The sequence below is a fragment of the Streptomyces sp. NPDC055189 genome (assembly GCF_053606765.1).
In genome coordinates this window covers 30,822-49,696 of record NZ_JBSGSG010000016.1, presented here as the reverse complement: position 1 = coordinate 49,696, position 18,875 = coordinate 30,822, and the positions used below count along the sequence as shown (strand labels likewise).

Sequence of the window (18,875 nt, the reverse complement as noted above, 5' to 3'; positions counted from 1 at the left end):
GGCGGGCCGGCGGACCGGCGCGCGGATCAGGCGTCGGACAGGTCGCGGGCGAGGAGTTCGGCGAGGGTGTCCACGACCGGGGGGTCGAGCAGGGAGAGGTGGTGACCGGGCAGCGGGGCGACCGTGAGGTCGGTGCAGTGCGCGTCCCAGCCAAGGCTTTCGTCGTCCCGCTCGTAACGGATGTCGCGCACGGTGTGCGGGGCCGGTTCGGTGGCCCGGTAGAGGAGGGTCCGCCCCGCGTACGGCCCCGGCCTGTGGCGCTCGCCGCTGCGCAGGTCGAGGGCGGAGGTGCGCTGGTGGTCGAGCACTCCTTGCGGCAGGTCCACGGCCTGCTCCAGGAGTTTCATGACGAGCGCGATCTGCTCGGCATCGTCCAGGCGTGCCAGGTCCTCGAAGGGCAGCTTGAGTTGAGTGCGGTAGGTGCGGGCTATGTACGTGGCGAAATCGGCGTAGCGGCGGCGCGCTTCCTCCACGGGGGTCAGGCCCGGGGGCGCGGGCAGCGGCAGGACGGAGTCGAGGAGGACCAGGGCCCGGACGTCGCCGTGCCGGGTGAGGAGCCTCGCTGCTTCCTGGGCCAGCAGACCGCCGTAGGACCAGCCGCCGACGATCCAGGGGCCGTCGGGCGACACCGCGCGGATGCGCCGTGCGAAGTGCTCAGCGCGGGGCTTGAGGTCCTCCGGGGTGGTCAGCCGGTCGAAGCCGTAGACGGGACGGGCCCCGGCAAGGCGTTCGGCGAGACGCGCGTACACCTCGGAGGTGCCGCCCGCGGCGTGGGCCAGGAAGAGGGGGGTGCCGTCTGCTGTGTCGGCGAGGACGCGCAGCGGCCCCTGCGCCGCTGCCGCACGGGAATCGGGGGCAGCGGGGGCATTGGAGGCCGCGGGGGCAGCGGGGGAAGCGGGGGCAGCGGGGGCAGCGGGGGAAGCCTCTCGCGGACTCCGAGCGCCCCCGGAGTCCGGAAGCAGCTCCGCCACCCCCCGCAGCGTCGCCTGCCGCAGCAGCACCCCCGGTTCCACCTCCACCCCGAACTCCCGCTCCACCGCGGTCCGGATGCGTGCCGCGGTGAGCGAGTCGAGGCCCAGGTCGGTCAGGGGGGTGTCGGCGTCGATGCGGTCGGGGGTGTAGCCCATGACGTCGGCCACGCAGCCGCGGAGGCGGTCCAGGGTGCCCGTGACGCGGGCGGCGGGGCCCGCTTCGTGACGTGGCGTCTCGCGCGGTCCCGGCGCCTCCCCCGCCCAGAAGCGGCGGTGCCGCCAGCGCGGCGGCGGGACGTCGGCGATGCGTGCGCCCGGATGCAGGCGCTGACGGGCCGCGGAAGGTACGGGAGAACCCACGCCCCCTACGAGCAGAGAGGCCAGGGACGTACGGAAGGTGAGCGCGTCGTCCGTGTCGCGCCGCAGGGTCGGGACGATCAGCGGGCCGTCGGCGCCCGCGTCCCGCAGCGTCTCGGTGAGCGGATGCAGCTGCGTGGGGTGCGGGGCCACTTCGACGAACACCCGGTGGCCGTCCTCGGCTGCGGCGCGCACCGCCTGGCTGAAGCGGACGGGGCGCCGCAGGTTGGCCACCCAGTAGTCGGCGTCGCAGGGCGCCGGGTCGCGCGGGTCGGCCAGGACGGTGGAGTAGCGGCGGCAGCCGGGGCGCGCGTGCCGCACGGTGCCGAGCTCAGTGGCGAAGTCCGCGAGCAGCGGGTCGACATGGGGCGAGTGCCCGGCGCCGGTGACCCGCAGGGAACGGGCGAAACCGCCCTGGCTCGTGACGTGATCGATGAGTGCGCGCACGTCGTCGGCCGATCCGGTGACCACGCTCTGCGCCGGTGACGCGTGCACGGCGACCTGCAGGGTGCGGAATTCGGCGGCCAGGGCCTCGATGTGCTCGCCGGGGCGGTCCACCACGGCCATGGCGCCGCCCGTGAGCCCGGCGAGGAGCCGCGAGCGGATCGCGACGACGCGCGCGCCGGTGGCCGCGTCGAGGGCCCCGCAGGCGACGGCCGCGGCGATCTCCCCCAGGGAGTGGCCGATCACGGCGGCGGGCTCGAAGCCGTAGGACTTCCACAGCTCGGCGAGGGCGACCTGCATCCCGTAGAGGGCGGGCATGACCACGGCGGGCGAGGTCAGGTCGGCGCCGGCACTCATGCAGTCCCGCAGGGAGATACCGGCCTCATCGCGCAGCAAGGGCTCGAGGCGGTCGACCGCGGCGACGAACTCCGGTTCCGATGCGAGCAGTTCGCTGCCCATCCCCGCCCACTGCGAGCCGTACCCGGAGAACACCCACACCGCGCCGGGTCCCGCCCCTGCCGCGGGCGCCCCCACCACCACCCGTCCGTCGGGTTCACGCCCGGCCAGGCGGGCGAGGGCCGTGGTCAGCTCCTCCCGGCCGCGGGCGACCACTGCCGCCCGGTGCCGGCCCCGCCCCGCGCGGCCCGCCAGTGTGCGGCCGAGGTCGGCCGGGCGGACGGAGCGGCTCGCCGGGTCGCGCAGCCATGCGGCCAACTCGCCCGCGTACGCGCGTACGCGGTCCTCGGTGACGCCGTCGAGCAGGGCTATGGCGGGGGCGGCGGGGGCGCGGTGTGCGCCGGGCGGCACGCGGTGTTCGGCGAGGACCACATGCGCGTTGGTGCCTCCGAAGCCGAACGCCGAGACCCCTGCCCGTGCGGTGCCCGAGTAGCGGGGCCAGGGCTCGGGCCCCGTGACGACGCGCAGACCCAGGGCGTCGAGGTCGGCGTGCGGGCCCGGAGCGGTGAAGTGCAGCTGGGGCGGTATCTCGTCGTGGTGCAGGGCGAGGACCGTCTTGATGAGCCCGGCGATGCCCGCCGCCGCTTCCAGGTGGCCGATGTTCGTCTTCACCGAGCCGATCAGGAGCGGCTGGTCGGCGGGCCGCCCGCACCCCGCCGCGAGCGCGGCCGAAAGGGCGGATGCCTCGATCGGGTCGCCGAGGGCCGTGCCGGTGCCGTGTGCCTCGACGTAGTCCACGGTCGCGGACCCGGAGCCGTGGCTCTGCTCCAGGAGCGTGCGCTGGGCCTGCGCGCTGGGGGCCGTGAGCCCGTTGGAGCGGCCGTCCGAATTGGCGGCGGTGGACTCGATGACCGCCAGGACACGGTCGCCGTCGCGCTCGGCGTCCGCGAGGCGCTTGAGCACGACGACGCCGCAGCCCTCCCCGCGCACCATGCCGTCGGCCGACGCGTCGAAGGCCTTGCACCGGCCGTCGGCGGCAAGCGCCCCCGCCCGCTGGAAGCCGAGGGTCACCGCGGGGGCCAGGAGCAGGTTCACTCCTGCGGCGAGCGCCGTGTCGCTCTCCCCCGCGCCGAGGCTGCGCACCGCGTGGTGCACGGCGACGAGCGAGGACGAGCACGCCGTGTCCACGGCCATGCTCGGGCCGCGCAGGTCCAGGAGGTAGGAGAGGCGGTTCGCGGCGATGCTCAGGGCCGCGCCCGGCGGGGTCCAGGCGCCGACCGACTCCGGGTCGGCGGTGGTCAGATGGGCGTATTCGTTGCCGCTGATGCCCACGAAGACGCCGGTACGGGTGCCCGCGAGGGAGGGCGCGGGCAGTGCCGCGTGGTCGACGGCCTCCCGTACGACCTCCAGGAGCATGCGCTGCTGCGGGTCCATGGCGGTGGCCTCGTCCGCGCCGATGCCGAAGAACTCGGCGTCGAAGCCCGCCACGCCGTCGGTGCTCCCGTTCCCGAGGAAGCCGCCGTGCCTGCTGACGTCGTCCGGCAGGCTCTTGCCCGCCCGCACGAACGGCGCCCAGCGGTCGTCGCCGACGGTGCCCACGGCGTCGCGGCCCTCGCTCAGGAGCTGCCAGAAGGCTGCGGGCGAGGTGACGTGGCCGGGCAGCCGGCAGCCGACGCCGATGACCGCGACGGGCGACGCGCCCTCTCCCGCGGCCGGCACGGCGCCTTCCGCGGATAGCGCACCGGCACTCACCGCATCCGGCGGCGCCCCGCCGTGCTCCGGTTCGCCGCGCTCCACCCGCTCCATGAGCGCACCGATCGTCGGCGCCTCCCAGAGCAGCGTGGCGGGCAGCCGGGTGCCCGCGAGGTCGCTGAGTCGCGCCGTGAGCACGACCGCGTCACGCGAGGTGAGGCCCAGCTCCGCCAGCGGTCGGTCGTCGCCGATCTCCTCGGCCGGCAGGCCGTACCAGGCTCTCAGGCTCCCGACGACCGCGGCCCGTATCTCCGCCTGCGTCACTTCGCTCATCGTGCGTCCTCCGCGCCGGCAGGGCCCCCCTCGCCGAAGGCGCCGAGCAGGTAGCGCGCACGGCCCGCGGCCCTGGCGACCTTGCCGCTGCTCGTCCGGGGCAGCGAGCCCGGCGGGATGAGCAGGAGTTCGGCAAGCCGCAGTCCGTGCCGGGCCGAGACGGCGGCCGTGGCGGTGCGCTGCGCGGCGAGCAGGTCCTTTTCGGTGGGCTCCGCGCCGCGCCGGTGCTCGGCGACCACGACCAGGACGTCGGTCTCCGTACCCGTCCAGGGGACGCAGAACGCGGCGAGCCGGTCCCTGCGGACGAGGTCGGCGGCCGATTGCACGGTCTCCTCGATGTCCTGGGGGTAGTGGTTGCGGCCGTCCACGATGATCAGGTCCTTGAGCCGCCCGGTGACGTAGAGCCGGCCGTCGTGGAGTGCTCCGAGGTCCCCGGTGCGCAGCCATCCGGCCTCGCCGTCGTCCCCCGCGGTGTCGGGCGGGCGGATGCCGAACACCTCCTCGGAGAGCCCGCTGCGCTTCCAGTAGCAGAGGCCGATGTTGGGCCCGCGCAGCAGGATCTCGCCGACCTCGCCCGGAGGGCGTGCGGTGCCGGTCGCCGGGTCGGCGATGCGCAGCTCCTGCCCCGCAGGGGTGCCGCAGGCAACCAATTGGGTGGCGTCAAGGTCCGTCGGCTCCCGGACGTCGAGCCGCCCTTCGCTCAGCGCGAGCGGATCGCAGGCCAGCACCGACGGCGGTGCGGTGAAGGTGTCGGTGGTCACGAACACGGTGGCCTCGGCGAGGCCGTACGCCGGGCAGTGCGCCTCGGGGGCGAGTCCCGCGTCGGCGAACGCGTCGCGGAAGCGGTCGACCGTGCCGGGGCGCACGGGTTCGCTGCCGTTGATGAGGACCTTGACGCGGTCGAGGCGCAACTCGGCCGCCTCGTCCCCGTCGATCCTGCTCGCGCAGTAGTCGTACGCGAAGTTGGGGGCGGCGCTGATCGTTCCGGGGTACGAGGCGAGCAGCCGCAGCCAGCGCACCGGCTGCTCCAGGAAGGCGACCGGGTCCATCAGGACCGAGGGGAAGCCGCCCACGACCGGCGCGGCCACGCTCAGGACGAGGCCCATGTCGTGGAAGAGCGGCAGCCAGCCGACCGTGGTGTTGCTCTTCGCGTCGGCCGCGAAGGCGTCGATGGCCTGGCGGGCGTTGGCCACCACGTTGGCGTGGCTGATCACGACGCCCGCCGGGCTGCGCGTGGAGCCGGAGGTGTACTGCAGGTAGGCGATGTCGTCGGGTTCGATCCGCTCCGGGAGTACGGCCTCGGACTGCTCGCCGAAGGCGGTGCCGGGCCTCTGGTCCGGCCGGTCCACCAGGACCACCGGGACCGGTGGCAGCCCTTGCCCGGCCATGAACCGTGCGACCGCGGCGGCGGTGCGCTCGTCGGCAAGCACGCACGCGGGCTCGCAGTCGGCGAGCACGGCGGCCAGCCTGCCCTCGTGTCCGGGCAGTTCGGGGCTGAACAGCGGTACCGCGATCACGCCCGCGTAGAGGCAGCCCAGGAATGCCGCCGTGTAGTCCAGGCCCTGCGGGAGCAGCAGGGCCGCCCGCTCGCCGGGCCCCGCGCTCGCCGCGATCCGTCCGGCGAGCGCGCGGGCGCGTACGTCCAGGCCCTGCCAGCCGAGGCTGTGGTGCAGGCCGGGCGACGACGGTTCGGGGAACTCGACGTAGGTGAAGGCGCGCTGGTGCGGACGGTCGGCGGCCCAGTGCGCCAAGTGGTCGGTCAGCAGCGGGCCTTCGGGCTGCTGCGGGTTCTGGGGGCTGGACATGGCGGCTCCAACGGGACAGCGCGGGGACGACCGGGACGGGCGTTGCGGGGACCGGGTTGAGCGGTGCGGGGACCGGGACGAGCGGTGCACCAGGTTCCGCCCGGATGTGACCACTGAGTAAGACGGCTTGCTGACAGATCGTCTGACACCCTCTGTCACTTCACTGACAAGTCCCCGCGCCCGATTCGGCGTCGCGGGCAGCAGCCGGCGCCGCCGCGCCCCCCGGAGAATCCGGCAGCGGAACCGCATCACCACCGACAGCGGGACCGCATCGCGATCGAGGGGAGCCGCACGTGGGCCGGGGCAGGCTGACCGCTCTTCTGGCGATGCTGGCCCTGGCAGGCTTCATCACGACGCTCGACAACACCGTCATCAACGTCGCCCTGCCGACCGTGCAGCGCGACCTCGGCCTGACGGTCACCGACTTGGAGTGGGTGGCGACCAGTTATGTGCTGAGCTTCGGCTCGCTCCTTCCTGCCGGGGGCAGGCTGACGGATCTGCTCGGCCGCCGGGTGGTCCTCGCGGCGGGCATCGTCGTCTTCACCGCGGCCTCGCTCGCGGCCGCCCTCGCGGACAGCGGCGGGACACTCATCGCGGCGCGCACGGTGCAGGGCGTGGGCGCGGCGCTGGTCATCCCGGCCTCGCTCGCGGTGGTCGCCGCCGATCTGCCCGCCCGCAGGCGCGCCATGGCGGTCGGGCTGTGGACGGCGGCGCTCGCGGTCGCCCTCGCGCTCGGCCCCGTGGTGGGCGGCTTCGTCACCGAACGGTGGGACTGGAGCTGGGTGTTCCTGCTCAACGTCCCCTTCGGCATCCTCGCCCTGCTCCTGGTGCCCGCCGTGCCCCGCGCCGTCACCCGCGTGCGGCACGGCCTGCTGCCGCTCCTGGATCTGCCGGGCGTCGCGCTCTCCACGACCTCGCTCTTCCTGCTCACCTACGGCCTGGTCAGGGGCGGCGAGCACAGCTTCAGCACGCCGCCCGTGCCGCTCTGCCTCTGGCTTTCGGCGGCCACCGGGATCGCGTTCCTGGTCGTCGAGTCGCGCACCTTCCTGCCGCTGGTGGACCTGCGGCTGCTGCGCAACCGTTCGCTGAGCGGGGGCGCGGCGGCTCAGGTGCTGTGGGGCATCGGCGTCAACGGCGTGTTCTTCTTCACCGCGCTCTACCTCCAGCGTGTGCTCGGCTTCTCTCCCACCAAGGCGGGTCTGGCTTTTCTGCCGCTGGCCGGTGCGCTGCTCGTGACGACGCCGTTCGCCGAGCGTGCGGCCAAGGCGGTGGGGGCGCACTGGTCGATCGCCGGGGGGCTCGTCCTGGTCGCGGGCGGGCTCGTGTGGGTGTCGGGGACGGGGTTGCACGCACAGTACTGGGATCTGCAGCCGGGGCTGCTCCTGATCGGCGCGGGCTCGGCCCTGACGACTCCGCTGACGGTACGTTCCGTCGCCGATGTCCCCGCGACGCGCACCGGCATGGCTTCGGGCCTGGTCAGCGCGGCCCGCGAGATCTCCGGGGTGTTCGGCGTGGTCCTGGTCGGCGTGGTGCTCACCCGCACGGAGCGCTCGGCGCTGCGGGAGGGCGCCGATCCGCGCAGCGCCTTCCTGGACGGCTATGACACGGGGCTGCAACTTGCCGCCGTCTGCGTCCTGTTGGGGGCCGTCGTCACCGCCGTCACGCTGCGGCGGCCCGCACGGCACCGGCGTCCGGGGGCACCTTCCGGGGTCGGCCGGAGCCACCGCCCGGTGCGTTCGTGACCTCGGACGGGACCTCGGGCGTGACCTCGGGCGTGAACCGGGGCTTCACTGTGACGTGACGTCGATGCCGCCGATGACGGTCACATAGCCGTCCGGGCCGATCACCGCGACATCGCCCGTACGCAGCCACCCGCCCGACAACAGGCGCCGCGCCGTCCGTGCCGGGTCGCCCCAGTAGCCCGCGCTCACCTGCGGCCCCCGCACCAGGAGTTCACCGGCGTGCCCCGGCGGCAACTCGGTCTCCGGAGCGCCCTCCTGGCCGATGCGGACCTCGCTGCCGGGCAGGGGCAGGCCCGACGTGCCGGGCCGGGCATTGGCGCCGCGCGGGTTGGCGAGGACGGCGCCCGCAGCCTCCGGGATGCCGTAGCCCTCGACGAGCGCCGCGTCCACCGAGCTCCGGATGCGGTCGGCGGTGTCGGCGTCCAGGGTCGCGGTCAGCCAGGTGCGCACCGTGGCGAGGGCCTCCAGCTCATGGGCGGGGCGCTGGAGAAGGCGCCGGCAGTCGGCGGGCCCGGCCGACAGGAGGGTCGCCTTCCGGCGGCGTGCCGTACGCAGGAGCACCTGCGGCCCGGGGTCCGGGGTCCGGGAGGAGGATCGTGCGCGCCCCGGTGAGCAGGGGGGCGGTCAGGCCGAACAGCAGCCCATGCGGTTGCCACAGGGGCGTGACGGCCAGGGCCGTCTCCTGCCCGGCGCGCAATTGCGGGTGCCACGCGGTCAGTTGATGGGCCGCCGCGACCAGGTTCGCGTGCGTGAGCATCGCCGCCGGTCCGTCGGCGGCGACGTAGGCGAGAACGGCAAGATCACCGGGCTTCGGACCGCCGGCGCCGGGCTTCGGCCGACCCGGCTTCCGTGTCCAGCCGCCCCCCGGCCACTCCCCGTCGACCGGGACGGTGACGACGTCCCGTACGTACGTGTCACCGCGTACGGCATCGAGCCGCTCCCCCGCCGCGCCGCCCGCGACCACCAACACCGCACCGGAGTCGGCCAGTTGATGTCTCAGTTCCTGCGTCGATGCCCCTGGATCGATCGCCACCGCGACCGCCCCGAGCCGCAGCACCGCATGCCACGCCACTGCGAACCACGGGCAGTTGGGCAGCACCAACGCCACCCGGTCGCCGTGCCGGACCCCCCGCGTCCGCAACGTGTCGGCGCATGCGCCCACCGCACGGTGCAGCCCCCGGAAGCCGGTCCGGCCGCCGTGGCGCCGGGCCGCCGCGTCGAGCAGACCGGGGATCGTGACGTCGGGGACCTGCGGGCGGTGCGGCACCCCGGCGGCGTAGAAGCGGAGCCAGGGTCGTGGGTCCGGGGACGTCACCTGTGACTCGGTCATGACCTGATCGTGGCGCAGGAGGCCGGGTGGCCACTTGTGCCCCGCGCACAGTTCCGGCCCTGCGGGCTGTGGCTCCACTGACTATCGACGCCCGGTTACCGCTCCGTAACTTCTCGGCGTGCCCTTGCAATCCCCCCGACACGAAGGAGCACCGCCCGTGCGCAGGCCAAGAGCGAAAAGGAAGAAGAGGCTGCTCGCGCTGACCGCGGCCGTCGCCCTGGCGGGCCCGGGTCTCGGCGTGCCGGCCCTGACGGCGGGCGCCGCCGCGGCCCCGGACGCGTCGGCGGCGTGCGACGCGCCGGACGAGCGGATCTACCAGGTGCCCGGTTCCGTGCCGGGTGATCCCGGCAGCGTCATCGCGTGCCGGACGACCGGGCTGCCCCACGTGCCGGGCAATGTCCCGATGCACGCGTGGAAGGTGCAGTACAGCTCGAAGGACAACGCGGGCAAGCCGGTCGCGGTGTCCGGCACCGTCGCCGTGCCGGACGCGCAGTGGAAGGGACGCGGCAGTCGTCCTGTCGTCGGCTTCAACCCCGGCACGCTGGGGCTCGGTTCGCAGTGTGCGTTCTCCAAGCAGCTCTCGGGCGCGTTCCAGGACGAGTACGAGGGCGAGAACATCGCGGCGCTCCTGAAGGCCGGGTACGCCGTCGCCGCGACGGACGGCGCGGGCTACCTGGACGGCCAGACCCATCCATACGTCTCCGGCGCCGACGCCGGTCATGCGCTCCTGGACATCTTGCGCACCGCGTCCGCGATCCCCGGCAGCGGCCTCGACCCGAAGACGAAGGTCGGCCTGTGGGGCTACTCCGAAGGCGGTGCGGCCAGCCTGTGGGCGGCGCAGCTCGCGGCCTCGTACGCCCCTGAACTCAACGTCGTCGGCGACGCGTCCGGCGGTGTGCCGGGCGACCTGAAGGTGGTCGCCAAGTCGCTCAACGGCAGCCCGTTCGCGGGCTTCCTGGTCGACGCCGTGCTCGGCCTGTCCTCGTCGCACCCGCGGATGCCCTTCGACGAGCTCATGAACGACCAGGGCAAGGAGACCATCAAGAAGGCCAGGTCGAACTGTCTGCTCGGGACGATCTCGACACTCGCGGGCCAGAAGATCGAGGACAACACCAAGGAACGCCTGAGCCTCGAACAGCTCTACGCGCTCCAGGGGCCTGACGGCAAAACATGGGGCCAGGTCGTCGACGAGCAGAAGCTCGGCACCGGCATCGGCCGGGCGGGCTCCGGCGCCACGTACGAGATCGGCTTCCCCGTCCTGCAGTACCGCGGCGCGCTGGAGGAAGTCATCCCGATCGAGACCGAGGACGCCACCCGCAAGGCGTACTGCAAGGCGAACGTCACCACCCAGTGGAAGGTCTATCCCGGTGAGCACCTGACGACCGACCAGCTGGCGAAGGACGACACGGTCAAGTGGCTCGGCGACCGCTTCGAGGGCAAGCCGGAGTTCGGCAACTGCCTGCTGTCGTGAGCAGGTCCTCCGGCAGCTTCGCCCCGCAGTGAGCAAGTCGCTTCGCAGGCGCTGCCTCTTGTCACACGGGTGACAAGAGGCAGCATCATGTCTGTCCGTCCCTGATGGGCCGCCACGCACCCGCGGCGGTATCTTCACCAAACCTTTGTCCCCCGCGCGCAGAGGGAGCACCGCATGGTGAACGGTTCGACGCTGCCCGCCGGCATACCCCCGGCAGGCGCACCCGCATCCGCAGGCACCTTCTCGGAGGAGTCGTCCGCGGCGTTCAGAGCCTTCCCCTCGGGCCTCCACGATCACGTCAGACCGTTCCTCGACGAGATCACCTCGGAGGTGGTGCGGGCGATCCGCACGGAGATACCGGAGTACGCACGCCCGACCGACGACACCTACATGCATGTGGTCAACCGGGGCGTGGAGCAGGCCCTCGAAGGGTTTCTGGCCCGGATGGCCCACCCGGACACCGACTGGGAATCGGTGAAGGCCACGTACCAGAACATCGGCAGGGGCGAGGCGGACGAGGGCCGCAGCCTCGACTCCTTCCAGTCGGCGCTGCGCCTGGGCGCGCGCGTCACCTGGCGCCGCGTCAACGCCATGGTCGACGCCGACCTGTTGCCGCGGCATGTCCTCGCCGCCTTCGGCGAGGCGCTGTTCCTGCACCTGGACGAGATGGCCGCGGCGACGACCGCGGGCTACACCGAGGCCAGGCTGCACGCGGCGGGCGAACTGCAGCAGCGCCGGGCCCGCCTCATCGACCTCCTCACCGCCGATCCGCCCGCGTCGGCCGAGGCCATCGCCGATCTCGCGCAGGCCGCGCAGTGGCCGATCCCGCGCGAGGTGGCCGTCGTCGTCATCGAACACGCCCTGACCCCGGAGTCCATCAGCCCCATCGTGCCGCCTGAGTTCCTCGCGCGCTTCAGCGAGCAGCCGGGCTGCATCGTGGTGCCCGATCCGGAGGGGCCGGGGCGGGCCCGCTCGATCGCCGCCGCACTCCAGGGGTTGCGTGCGGTGGTCGGCCCCACGGTCGCGCTGCACGAGGGTGCGCGCTCGCGGCGCTGGGCCCTTGACGCCCTGGAGCTGTCCCGGCGCGGCATCCTGCCCCGCGCGGGTCTGCTGCACTGCGCGGACCATCTGGCGACGCTGCTGCTCTTCCAGGACGAGGCGCTGATCGACGCACTCGCGCAACGGCATCTGCTGCCCCTGGAGGAGGTGCGCTCACCGCAGCGCGAACGCCTCGCGGAGACGCTGCTGTGCTGGCTGAGGTGCGGACACAACGCGAGCGAGGTGGCCACACGCCTCGCGGTCCATCCGCAGACGGTCCGCTACCGCCTGCGGCAACTGGACGAGGTCTTCGGCGACCGGCTGCACGATCCGGTGGCCCAGTTCGAGATGCAACTGGCCCTGCATGCGCTGAGCCTGCGGCCGGATACGGGGGAGGCGATCGGGGCGCGGTGAGCCGACGCGCCCCTGAGACCCGGGACGCCGCCGCCTCGTAGTCCTCGCTGTACGTCACCCGGACGCGCCGCGAGGGCGGCCGTCCGTGGCCGTTATCGAGCCGTAATGTCCCCTTCGCCCCACCCCCCGGCGAAGGAGAGTTTCTACGTGCGTGCCCGTCTCAAGGCCGCTGTCACCGCACCCGCATCCGCGACCGCCCCGACCATGAAGCGGACCCCGGCGATCCCCTCCCGGATCCTCCCCCGCCTCGTGGTCCTCTTCCTGCTCCCCTTGCTCACCACGCTCAGCGGCACCCTGCTCGCCCCGGCACACGCCCACGCGGGCGCGCCGACGCAGCACGCCCCGGCCGCCGTCAGCCTGCTGTCCCCGCCGGTCGCGCCCGACGATCCGTGCACCAGCAAGGACCCCGCGGTCTGCCTGATCCGGCAGATGACGCCGGAGGAGCGGGAGCGGGCGCGCGAGGTGCGGCTGCGCTATCACCAGCTCCTGGACACCATGGAGCGCGTGGCGGACCGTATGCACGAGGAGGGCCGCTCCGACGAGGAGATCGCCCGCGTCCTCGTCGCCATGCGCAACGAGGCCAAGGACATCACCCGCGCCGGGATGACCCCCGAGGCGGTAGAGGCCCTGGAGCAGCGGAACATGAAGAAGTACGGCAACCCGCTGGGCCCGACCGCGGACCAGCAGTTCATGAAGTACGGCAGCTGGGCCGAGGTCATCAAGGCGTCGACCCGCACCAGCGCCGCCGTCGACAAGGAACTCGGCATTCCGCCGCGCGGCTGACCTCCATGCTGCTGCAGGATTACGACCGCCACGGACGGACGTGGGCCCTGGACCCCGTGACGGGTCTCCTCTCCCCCGCGTCCGGCCGCTGCCACGGCTTCGTCCACGTGGCCGACGACGCGGCAGCATCGCTGTACGCCGATCCGTCCGACGCGGTGCCGGTTCTGTGGCTGCAGTTCGGGCAAGGCCGCTGGGATTGCAACTCGGTGACGGTCCGCCAGTTCCAGGGGCCGGACAGCACCCGGCGCTTCACCGTCCGGGACACGCGGGGAACCGTTCTCGAACTCAGCTACCCTGCGCCGGATCCCGGCCCCTTCGACCCGGCCCACGACTGGATCGACGCGGAATCGGACGACTTCTTCCTCTGGGCGGCGGGTCGCCTGACGGACGCGGACGCCACGTCGCGTACCACACTCCTGACGCACTTCCGCGCCGGTTTCCTTCCCGCGTGAGGGCACAAGTAGCCTCTCCGGGCGATGAGTTGCTGCCCCTCCCGGAGTCTTGACTCATACAAAGAGAAACCGAACAAGACCGGGCCGCGCGCAAGGTTCGCGACCCCCATCCGGAGGTACACCATGTGCGCTCACCAGCCCTCTTGCCCCTCGGCCGACAGCCCCGACCACCTCGCGGCCAGGATCGTCTCCGCCCACCCCGAACAGGGCTGGAGCCTGCTGTGCAACGGAACGATCGTCTTCGACGACACCGGCGAACTGCTCCCGGACGGACGCGTAGTGGCGGCGACCAGGCCGCTGGCCCTGGCGATGGCAGCCTGACCGTGAGCGGTCACCTCTCGACGCGCCCGGCCGCTCACGTACGTGCGGAGGGCCTGCCCTCCGCACCCGCCCCCGCTCGCCACGAGCGTCCGATCTGCCGCATCAGCGCCGGGTACACGATCCAGAGCCGGAACGGCTTGATCGCCGCCATGTAGGCCGCGCCGAACCGGCCGTTCGGCTTCACCAGGACCGTCATCTGGCCGTGGTGGCCGCCGGACCCGTCCGGCACCCAGCCCATGTGCATGACCGTGTGCACGGTGCCGTTGGCCAGCTCCGCCGCCCACTCGTCCTTGAGCAGGTAGACCGGGGTGAGCGGGAACGCGGCGGACTCCGGGCCCCTCGGTGCCTCGCGCAGATCGTCCGGCAGCCTGTCCCGCAGCGAGGCCACCCTTGAGCCGAGGCCGCTCTTCGGGCGGTCCCACCCGAGCACCGCCCCGATCTTCCAGCGGGCCGCCCACAGCGCGCGGACGACGAGCGGGGCGCCCTCCGGGAAGTTGTTTCCGGAGACGGTCTGCGACACCAGGCGCGGGAAATCGTCGGCGCCGCCCGGCGTGGGAAGCGCCCATACGTCCTCCACCCGGAAGTCGCGGGTGAGCTCATGGATGCGCCAGGGCCGTGACGTGTGCGCGGTCTTCGGCAGCTTCATTGCTGCACCTCCGTATCGGTGTGCGCTGCCGGCGCGGTGGCGCCGGTGCGCTACGGCTGTTCCTGCGGCTGGTCCTGCGGCTGGTCCGCACAGGCCAGCGGCGGCAGCCCCAGCAGACCGCGGACCGCCCTTTCGATCAGATCGACGTCGTGGGGGACGTGCCCGGCGAGGCTGCTCATCAGGCCTTCGAGGGTGCCGAGGTAGGCGAGCGCGACTTCCCGGGGCGGCGGCCCCGGAGGGATCGCGCCGCTCTCCCGCGCGGCGGCGACGCGGTCGGTGCACTCGGCGGCGAGCCGTTCGAGGACCCCGGTGAGCGCGCGGCCGACCGCGTGGTCCTGGCCGGAGAACTCGACCGACAGGGCCCTCATCACGCGCGCCACGTCACGGCGGCAGTAGACGGCGTGGCCCCGCGCCATCACGAGCAGCGCGTCGACGGGGTCGGCCTCCTCGGCGGCGGGTGCGCCGACCTCGGCGTTCCAGGTCTCCTCGACCCACTGCACCACGGCCAGCGCGAGGTCTTCCTTGTTGGCGAACAGGTGATAGAGGGCGCCGCGGGTATAGCCCGCTTCGGCCGCCACCCGTTCGAGCGCGAGGTTGCCGTACCCGTACGTCGAAAAGCCGCGCGCCGCCGACTCCAGCAGCGCACTGCGGGTCCGGGCGCGCCGGTCCGCCTGCTTCTCGCGCACACCTTCGGGTCGGGCCGTCACCGTCGCCGCACTTCACATACAGACATGTATGTAGGTTACTTTGAGGGCAGGCAGTGCCGCAATGCGCAGCCGATCCCACGAAGGAGAGCTTCATGAAGGTGGGCATGGTCGCGGACCACTATCCGCACGCCGCGCACCGCGAGGAATTCATCGCGCGCGTTCACCGGGTCGCCGAGGAGTTCCGGCGGACCCCGGGGTGCCTCTCGGCCGACTGCTGGGTCTCGGACGAGGCGGTGGTCTCGATCGTTCAGTGGGAGTCCGAGGCCGCCTTCGCGGCGTCGTTCGCCGCGGTCAAGGCCGCCGGTCTCGATCTCGCATACGACGAGCGCGAGTCACGCCCCCGCCAGATCCGCCGGCTCACGGCCGCCTGACCGCCGAGGGGTCGCCTCACGCCCCCGAAGGGGCGATTCTCACGGCGCGATCGCGCCCAGCAGCGCCCGCGCGCACAGATCCCGCACCTGTGCGCGCGGCAGCAGCTCCGGCTCGTCGAGCCACTCCAGGCAGACGGTCACCATGAACGCGAGCCAGCCGCGCACGGCCAGGCGCAGGACGGGCAGTTCGTGGGGCGATGACGCCGTCCCGGGGTCCGCGGCCAGGGCGGCCAGGATCTGGTCCTCGTGGGCGGCCAGGCCTTCGCGGTAGATCCTGCGGACCGTGGTGTCACCGGTCTCCTCCGCGCGGTGGAAGGCGCGGAAGCCCTCCGCGTGCGATTCGACGTAGGCGAGGAACGTGTCGAGGCCCGTGCCGATCTGGTCGCGGACCGGCACGCCGGGCACGGCCGCCGTCAGGCGCAGCATGCGCTCGCTCTCGCGCTGCACCACGGCGGCGAAGAAGTCGCTCTTCGTCGGGAAATAGTGGTACAGCAGGCCGCGCGAGACACCGGCGATCTCCGCCACCCGCTCGACCCAGACGTCGTCGTACGGATTCTGGGCGAAGAGCCGCGCCCCCGCCGAGAGGAGCTGCTCCCTGCGCTCCTCGGTGCTGAGTCTGCGGCGCGTGCGCTCCTGCGGTTTCGCGGCCATGGCAAAACCTTACTTGACGTGGATTCAACAGCGGGACCAGACTGGGAGCTCTTATTGAATCCGCGTACAACAGGCTCAACGGGTCCCCGGCACAAGGGAGATGGCACACATGGCGCAGGTGTCGCAGACATCGCAGGTGGCAGCGGGTTCCGGGGCGGCCGAGCCGTCCGGGCCCGCCCGTCCTCCCAAGGGGTTCCGCAGCGCCGAACTCGGGTGGCCGCGCCTGGACCTCATCCCGCATCCGCCGCGCCGACTGCCGCTGATCGGCGACATCCTGGGCGCGAACGTGCGTACGCCCGTGCAGGATTCGATGCGGATCGGCAGCAGTCTGGGGCCGATATTCCGCCGCAAGGCCTTCGGCAAGGAGATCGTCTTCGTCTGGGGCGCCGAACTCGCGGCCGAACTGGCCGACGAATCGCGGTTCGCCAAGCATGTGGGCCTGGGAGTCGCCAATCTGCGGCCGGTCGCCGGTGACGGCCTGTTCACCGCGTACAACCACGAGCCCAACTGGCAGCTGGCGCACGACATCCTCGCGCCGGGCTTCAGCCGTGACGCGATGGCCGGCTACCACCCGCTGATGCTGGACGTCGCCCGGCAGCTGACCGACCGCTGGGACGCGAGCGAGCAGGCCGGGCGGTCCGTGGATGTGCCCGGCGACATGACGAAACTGACCCTGGAGACCATCGCCCGCACCGGCTTCGGGCACGACTTCGGCTCCTTCGAGCGGTCCAGGCCCCACCCCTTCGTGTCGGCCATGGTCGGCACGCTCTCCTACGCCCAGCGCCGCAATGTCGTACCGCCCGCGCTCGCCCCGCTGGTGCTGCGCGGCGCCACCCGGCGCAACGCCGCCGACATGGCCTATCTCAACCGCACCGTCGACGACGTGGTCGCGGCCCGCCGCGCCGCCTCAGGTCCCGGCGACGGCGATCTGCTCGACCGGATGCTGGAGGTCGCCCACCCCGAAACCGGCGAACGGCTGTCCGACGGGAACATCCGGCGCCAGGTCATCACCTTCCTGGTCGCCGGGCACGAGACGACCTCGGGCGCCCTGTCGTTCGCGCTGCACTACCTCGCACGCTCCCCCGAAGTCCTGGCCCGCGCGCAGGCGGAGGTCGACCAGGTCTGGGGCGACGCGCAGGAACCCGCGTACGAACAGGTCGCCAAGCTCCGCTATCTGCGCCGCGTCCTCGACGAGTCGCTGCGGCTGTGGCCGACCGCGCCCGGTTTCTCCCGCCAGGCCCTGCACGACACGACCATCGGCGGCGAGCACCCCGTGCGCGAGGGTGCCTGGGCGCTCGTCCTCGCCACGCTCCTGCACCGCGATCCGGCGGCATGGGGCGACCGGCCCGAGGAGTTCGACCCCGACCGGTTCGCCCCTTCGGCCGTACGTGCGCGGCCCGCCCATGTCTTCAAGCCGTTCGGTACGGGCGCCCGGGCCTGCATCGGCCGTCAGTTCGCGCTGCACGAGGCGACGTTGGTCCTCGGACTGCTCCTGCGCCGCTACGACCTGCACGCCGATCCCGGCTACGAGCTGCGGGTGGCCGAGCGTCTGACCCTCATGCCCGAAGGGCTCACGCTGCGGCTCACCCGGCGCACCACGGGCGCGTAGGGACCCGATTGTCAGACCCGTGCGCAAGAGTGGAGGGTCCACCGGTGCGAGCCACCGGCCCTGGTGACCCCGCGCAGAGGAGTTCTCGACATGACCAGCACGCCGACCGCCGAACTGGCCGCCGCCCAGGCCTGCTTGCGGCTGCTGCACACCGCACGCGCCGCGCTGTCCGGCCCCTCGCCGGCCGCGGCGGCGTCGCTGCTCGCAGGACCCATCGCGGAGGCGGACGAAGCACTGCGCAGGGCGGGCCTGACGGGCAACGAGGCCGAGCTCCTGAACAGGATCTACGACCTCGAACCCGACCGCCCCGATCCCCTGCCGTGCCCCGCCCCCGCTAGTTCGCCCTCGTCGATCCCCTCGGTTCCCTGACGTCCGCGGCCTCGCCGCGGGTCCCGGGCTCCGTCGGTCCGCCCGACCGCGTCGGCTCCGTCGGCTCCGTCGATCCCTTCGGCTTCCAGGTGAACTTGTCGCCGCCCACCCAGCGCACCTGGTCCGGGTCGTCCACGTCGTCCACGACATGGCCCACCTGGGCGGCCACCTCCAGGACGTCGACGAGTTCCCTCGCCTCGCCGACCACCTCGCCGTCGAGCTCCACGATGCGGAAGGGCGGTCGGCCGGGGTTGACCCCGAGGACCGTGATCCGGGGGTTCGCGATATAGAGATGCGCGCTTTCGGTCATGTCTGCAGGCTTCCACGCCACGGCTCCGTCATGACCATCATGACCTGCCCGTTCGGCCGCTCGGGCTACGTACCGGTCGCCTCGGGGCGTCCGACGAGGCGTTCGGCCGCCGAGCGCGCCGCGGCAAGGGACCCCTTGCGGTCCGCTCCGCGCTGTCCGAGGACCACACGGGTGCTCAGGCCGTCGAGAAGGGCGAGGAGTTCACCGGCGCGGCCCGCGGCGTCGTCCACCACGAAGGCCTCCTGAGCCGCGCCCTGGCCGAGCAGGGCCTCCAGATCCGTCTGCCAGCCGCGGTCGAGCTCGTCCTGGGCCGCGCGCAGCGGTTCGTTCGCCCCGGCGCGGGCCCACAGCTCGATCCACAGCATCCAGCGGGGGTCGCGCGGCCCCTTGGGCAGGTACATCCGCAGGAACCGGTCGAGCTTGCGTGCGGGTGCCGTCCGGCCCGCGAGCAGCGCGCGCCGCTCCTCGGTGAGCGCGGCCTCGCTCCAGCTCAGCGCCTCCAGGAGCAGCCGGTCCTTGCTGCCGAAGTAGTACAGGATGTGGCCGCCGCTGGTGCCGAGGCGTTCGGCGAGCGCGGACATGGTGAGCGCGGCGAGGCCGTTCTCGGCGATCGCCGTCATCGCCTCCTCCAGCATCCGGTCCCGCGCGACCTGCCCGTCCCGC

Annotated in this window: 15 protein-coding genes and 2 pseudogenes; 9 read left to right on the top strand and 8 right to left on the bottom strand. The window is 72.9% G+C overall.

Features of this window, described 5'->3' with window-relative positions:
* Nucleotides 1-26 precede the first annotated feature (26 nt).
* Together ACWFR3_RS14765 and ACWFR3_RS14760 are read right to left on the bottom strand one after the other, a co-directional pair.
* Nucleotides 27-4,193, bottom strand: a complete 4,167-nt coding sequence (locus ACWFR3_RS14765; RefSeq protein WP_453734933.1) for an acyltransferase domain-containing protein — start codon at nucleotides 4,191-4,193, stop codon at nucleotides 27-29.
* Nucleotides 4,190-5,998, bottom strand: a complete 1,809-nt coding sequence (locus ACWFR3_RS14760; protein WP_453734932.1) for a fatty acyl-AMP ligase — start codon at nucleotides 5,996-5,998, stop codon at nucleotides 4,190-4,192. Before ACWFR3_RS14760 ends, ACWFR3_RS14765 begins: the two co-directional genes overlap by 4 nt.
* A 293-nt stretch (nucleotides 5,999-6,291) precedes the next feature.
* Between ACWFR3_RS14760 and ACWFR3_RS14755 the strand changes: the two genes are divergently transcribed.
* Entirely contained in the window at nucleotides 6,292-7,740 is a 1,449-nt protein-coding gene (locus ACWFR3_RS14755; protein ID WP_453734931.1) for an MFS transporter, read from the top strand.
* A 45-nt stretch (nucleotides 7,741-7,785) separates the two neighbouring features.
* Here the strand turns inward: ACWFR3_RS14755 and ACWFR3_RS14750 are convergent.
* Nucleotides 7,786-9,070 (bottom strand): annotated as a pseudogene (locus ACWFR3_RS14750) (AMP-binding protein).
* A 157-nt stretch (nucleotides 9,071-9,227) separates the two neighbouring features.
* Between ACWFR3_RS14750 and ACWFR3_RS14745 the strand changes: the two are divergent.
* The 5 genes from ACWFR3_RS14745 to ACWFR3_RS14725 all read left to right on the top strand — a co-directional run bounded on the left by ACWFR3_RS14745 (nucleotide 9,228) and on the right by ACWFR3_RS14725 (nucleotide 13,549).
* Entirely contained in the window at nucleotides 9,228-10,541 is a 1,314-nt protein-coding gene (locus tag ACWFR3_RS14745; RefSeq protein ID WP_453734930.1) for a lipase family protein, read from the top strand.
* A gap of 174 nt (nucleotides 10,542-10,715) precedes the next feature.
* Complete coding sequence (locus ACWFR3_RS14740) at nucleotides 10,716-11,993, top strand: helix-turn-helix domain-containing protein (protein ID WP_453734929.1); 1,278 nt, start codon at nucleotides 10,716-10,718, stop codon at nucleotides 11,991-11,993.
* A gap of 147 nt (nucleotides 11,994-12,140) precedes the next feature.
* On the top strand, nucleotides 12,141-12,776 hold the full coding sequence (locus tag ACWFR3_RS14735; RefSeq protein WP_453734928.1) for a hypothetical protein: 636 nt from the start codon (nucleotides 12,141-12,143) through the stop codon (nucleotides 12,774-12,776).
* A 5-nt stretch (nucleotides 12,777-12,781) separates the two neighbouring features.
* The gene (locus tag ACWFR3_RS14730; protein ID WP_453734927.1) at nucleotides 12,782-13,228 is read left to right on the top strand and encodes a hypothetical protein; all 447 of its coding nucleotides are present in this window, start codon (nucleotides 12,782-12,784) and stop codon (nucleotides 13,226-13,228) included.
* Between the two features lie 123 nt (nucleotides 13,229-13,351).
* Nucleotides 13,352-13,549, top strand: coding sequence for a DUF5999 family protein (locus ACWFR3_RS14725; RefSeq protein ID WP_453734926.1), 198 nt, complete (start codon nucleotides 13,352-13,354; stop codon nucleotides 13,547-13,549).
* Nucleotides 13,550-13,583: 34 nt separating this feature from the next.
* Here ACWFR3_RS14725 and ACWFR3_RS14720 read toward each other — a convergent pair whose 3' ends face one another.
* Together ACWFR3_RS14720 and ACWFR3_RS14715 are read right to left on the bottom strand one after the other, a co-directional pair.
* Complete coding sequence (locus ACWFR3_RS14720) at nucleotides 13,584-14,195, bottom strand: DUF2867 domain-containing protein (RefSeq protein ID WP_453734925.1); 612 nt, start codon at nucleotides 14,193-14,195, stop codon at nucleotides 13,584-13,586.
* A gap of 50 nt (nucleotides 14,196-14,245) precedes the next feature.
* A complete protein-coding gene (locus ACWFR3_RS14715) occupies nucleotides 14,246-14,902 on the bottom strand; it encodes a TetR family transcriptional regulator (protein WP_453734924.1) in 657 nt (218 codons plus the stop codon).
* A 92-nt stretch (nucleotides 14,903-14,994) separates the two neighbouring features.
* Here ACWFR3_RS14715 and ACWFR3_RS14710 point away from each other — a divergent pair, with 92 nt between their 5' ends.
* Nucleotides 14,995-15,273, top strand: a complete 279-nt coding sequence (locus tag ACWFR3_RS14710; protein ID WP_453734923.1) for an antibiotic biosynthesis monooxygenase — start codon at nucleotides 14,995-14,997, stop codon at nucleotides 15,271-15,273.
* 39 nt (nucleotides 15,274-15,312) lie between these two features.
* Here ACWFR3_RS14710 and ACWFR3_RS14705 read toward each other — a convergent pair whose 3' ends face one another.
* On the bottom strand, nucleotides 15,313-15,924 hold the full coding sequence (locus ACWFR3_RS14705) for a TetR/AcrR family transcriptional regulator (protein ID WP_453734922.1): 612 nt from the start codon (nucleotides 15,922-15,924) through the stop codon (nucleotides 15,313-15,315).
* Nucleotides 15,925-16,033: 109 nt separating this feature from the next.
* On the opposite strand from ACWFR3_RS14705, the gene ACWFR3_RS14700 reads away from it, so the two are divergent.
* Together ACWFR3_RS14700 and ACWFR3_RS14695 are read left to right on the top strand one after the other, a co-directional pair.
* On the top strand, nucleotides 16,034-17,533 hold the full coding sequence (locus ACWFR3_RS14700) for a cytochrome P450 (protein ID WP_453734921.1): 1,500 nt from the start codon (nucleotides 16,034-16,036) through the stop codon (nucleotides 17,531-17,533).
* A gap of 90 nt (nucleotides 17,534-17,623) precedes the next feature.
* Complete coding sequence (locus tag ACWFR3_RS14695; protein WP_453734920.1) at nucleotides 17,624-17,902, top strand: hypothetical protein; 279 nt, start codon at nucleotides 17,624-17,626, stop codon at nucleotides 17,900-17,902.
* Between the two features lie 85 nt (nucleotides 17,903-17,987).
* Here ACWFR3_RS14695 and ACWFR3_RS14690 read toward each other — a convergent pair.
* Both ACWFR3_RS14690 and ACWFR3_RS14685 read right to left on the bottom strand, forming a co-directional pair.
* Nucleotides 17,988-18,212 (bottom strand): annotated as a pseudogene (locus ACWFR3_RS14690) (hypothetical protein); the annotation flags it as partial.
* Between the two features lie 65 nt (nucleotides 18,213-18,277).
* The gene (locus tag ACWFR3_RS14685) at nucleotides 18,278-18,847 is read right to left on the bottom strand and encodes a TetR/AcrR family transcriptional regulator (protein WP_453735029.1); all 570 of its coding nucleotides are present in this window, start codon (nucleotides 18,845-18,847) and stop codon (nucleotides 18,278-18,280) included.
* Nucleotides 18,848-18,875: the final 28 nt, after the last annotated feature.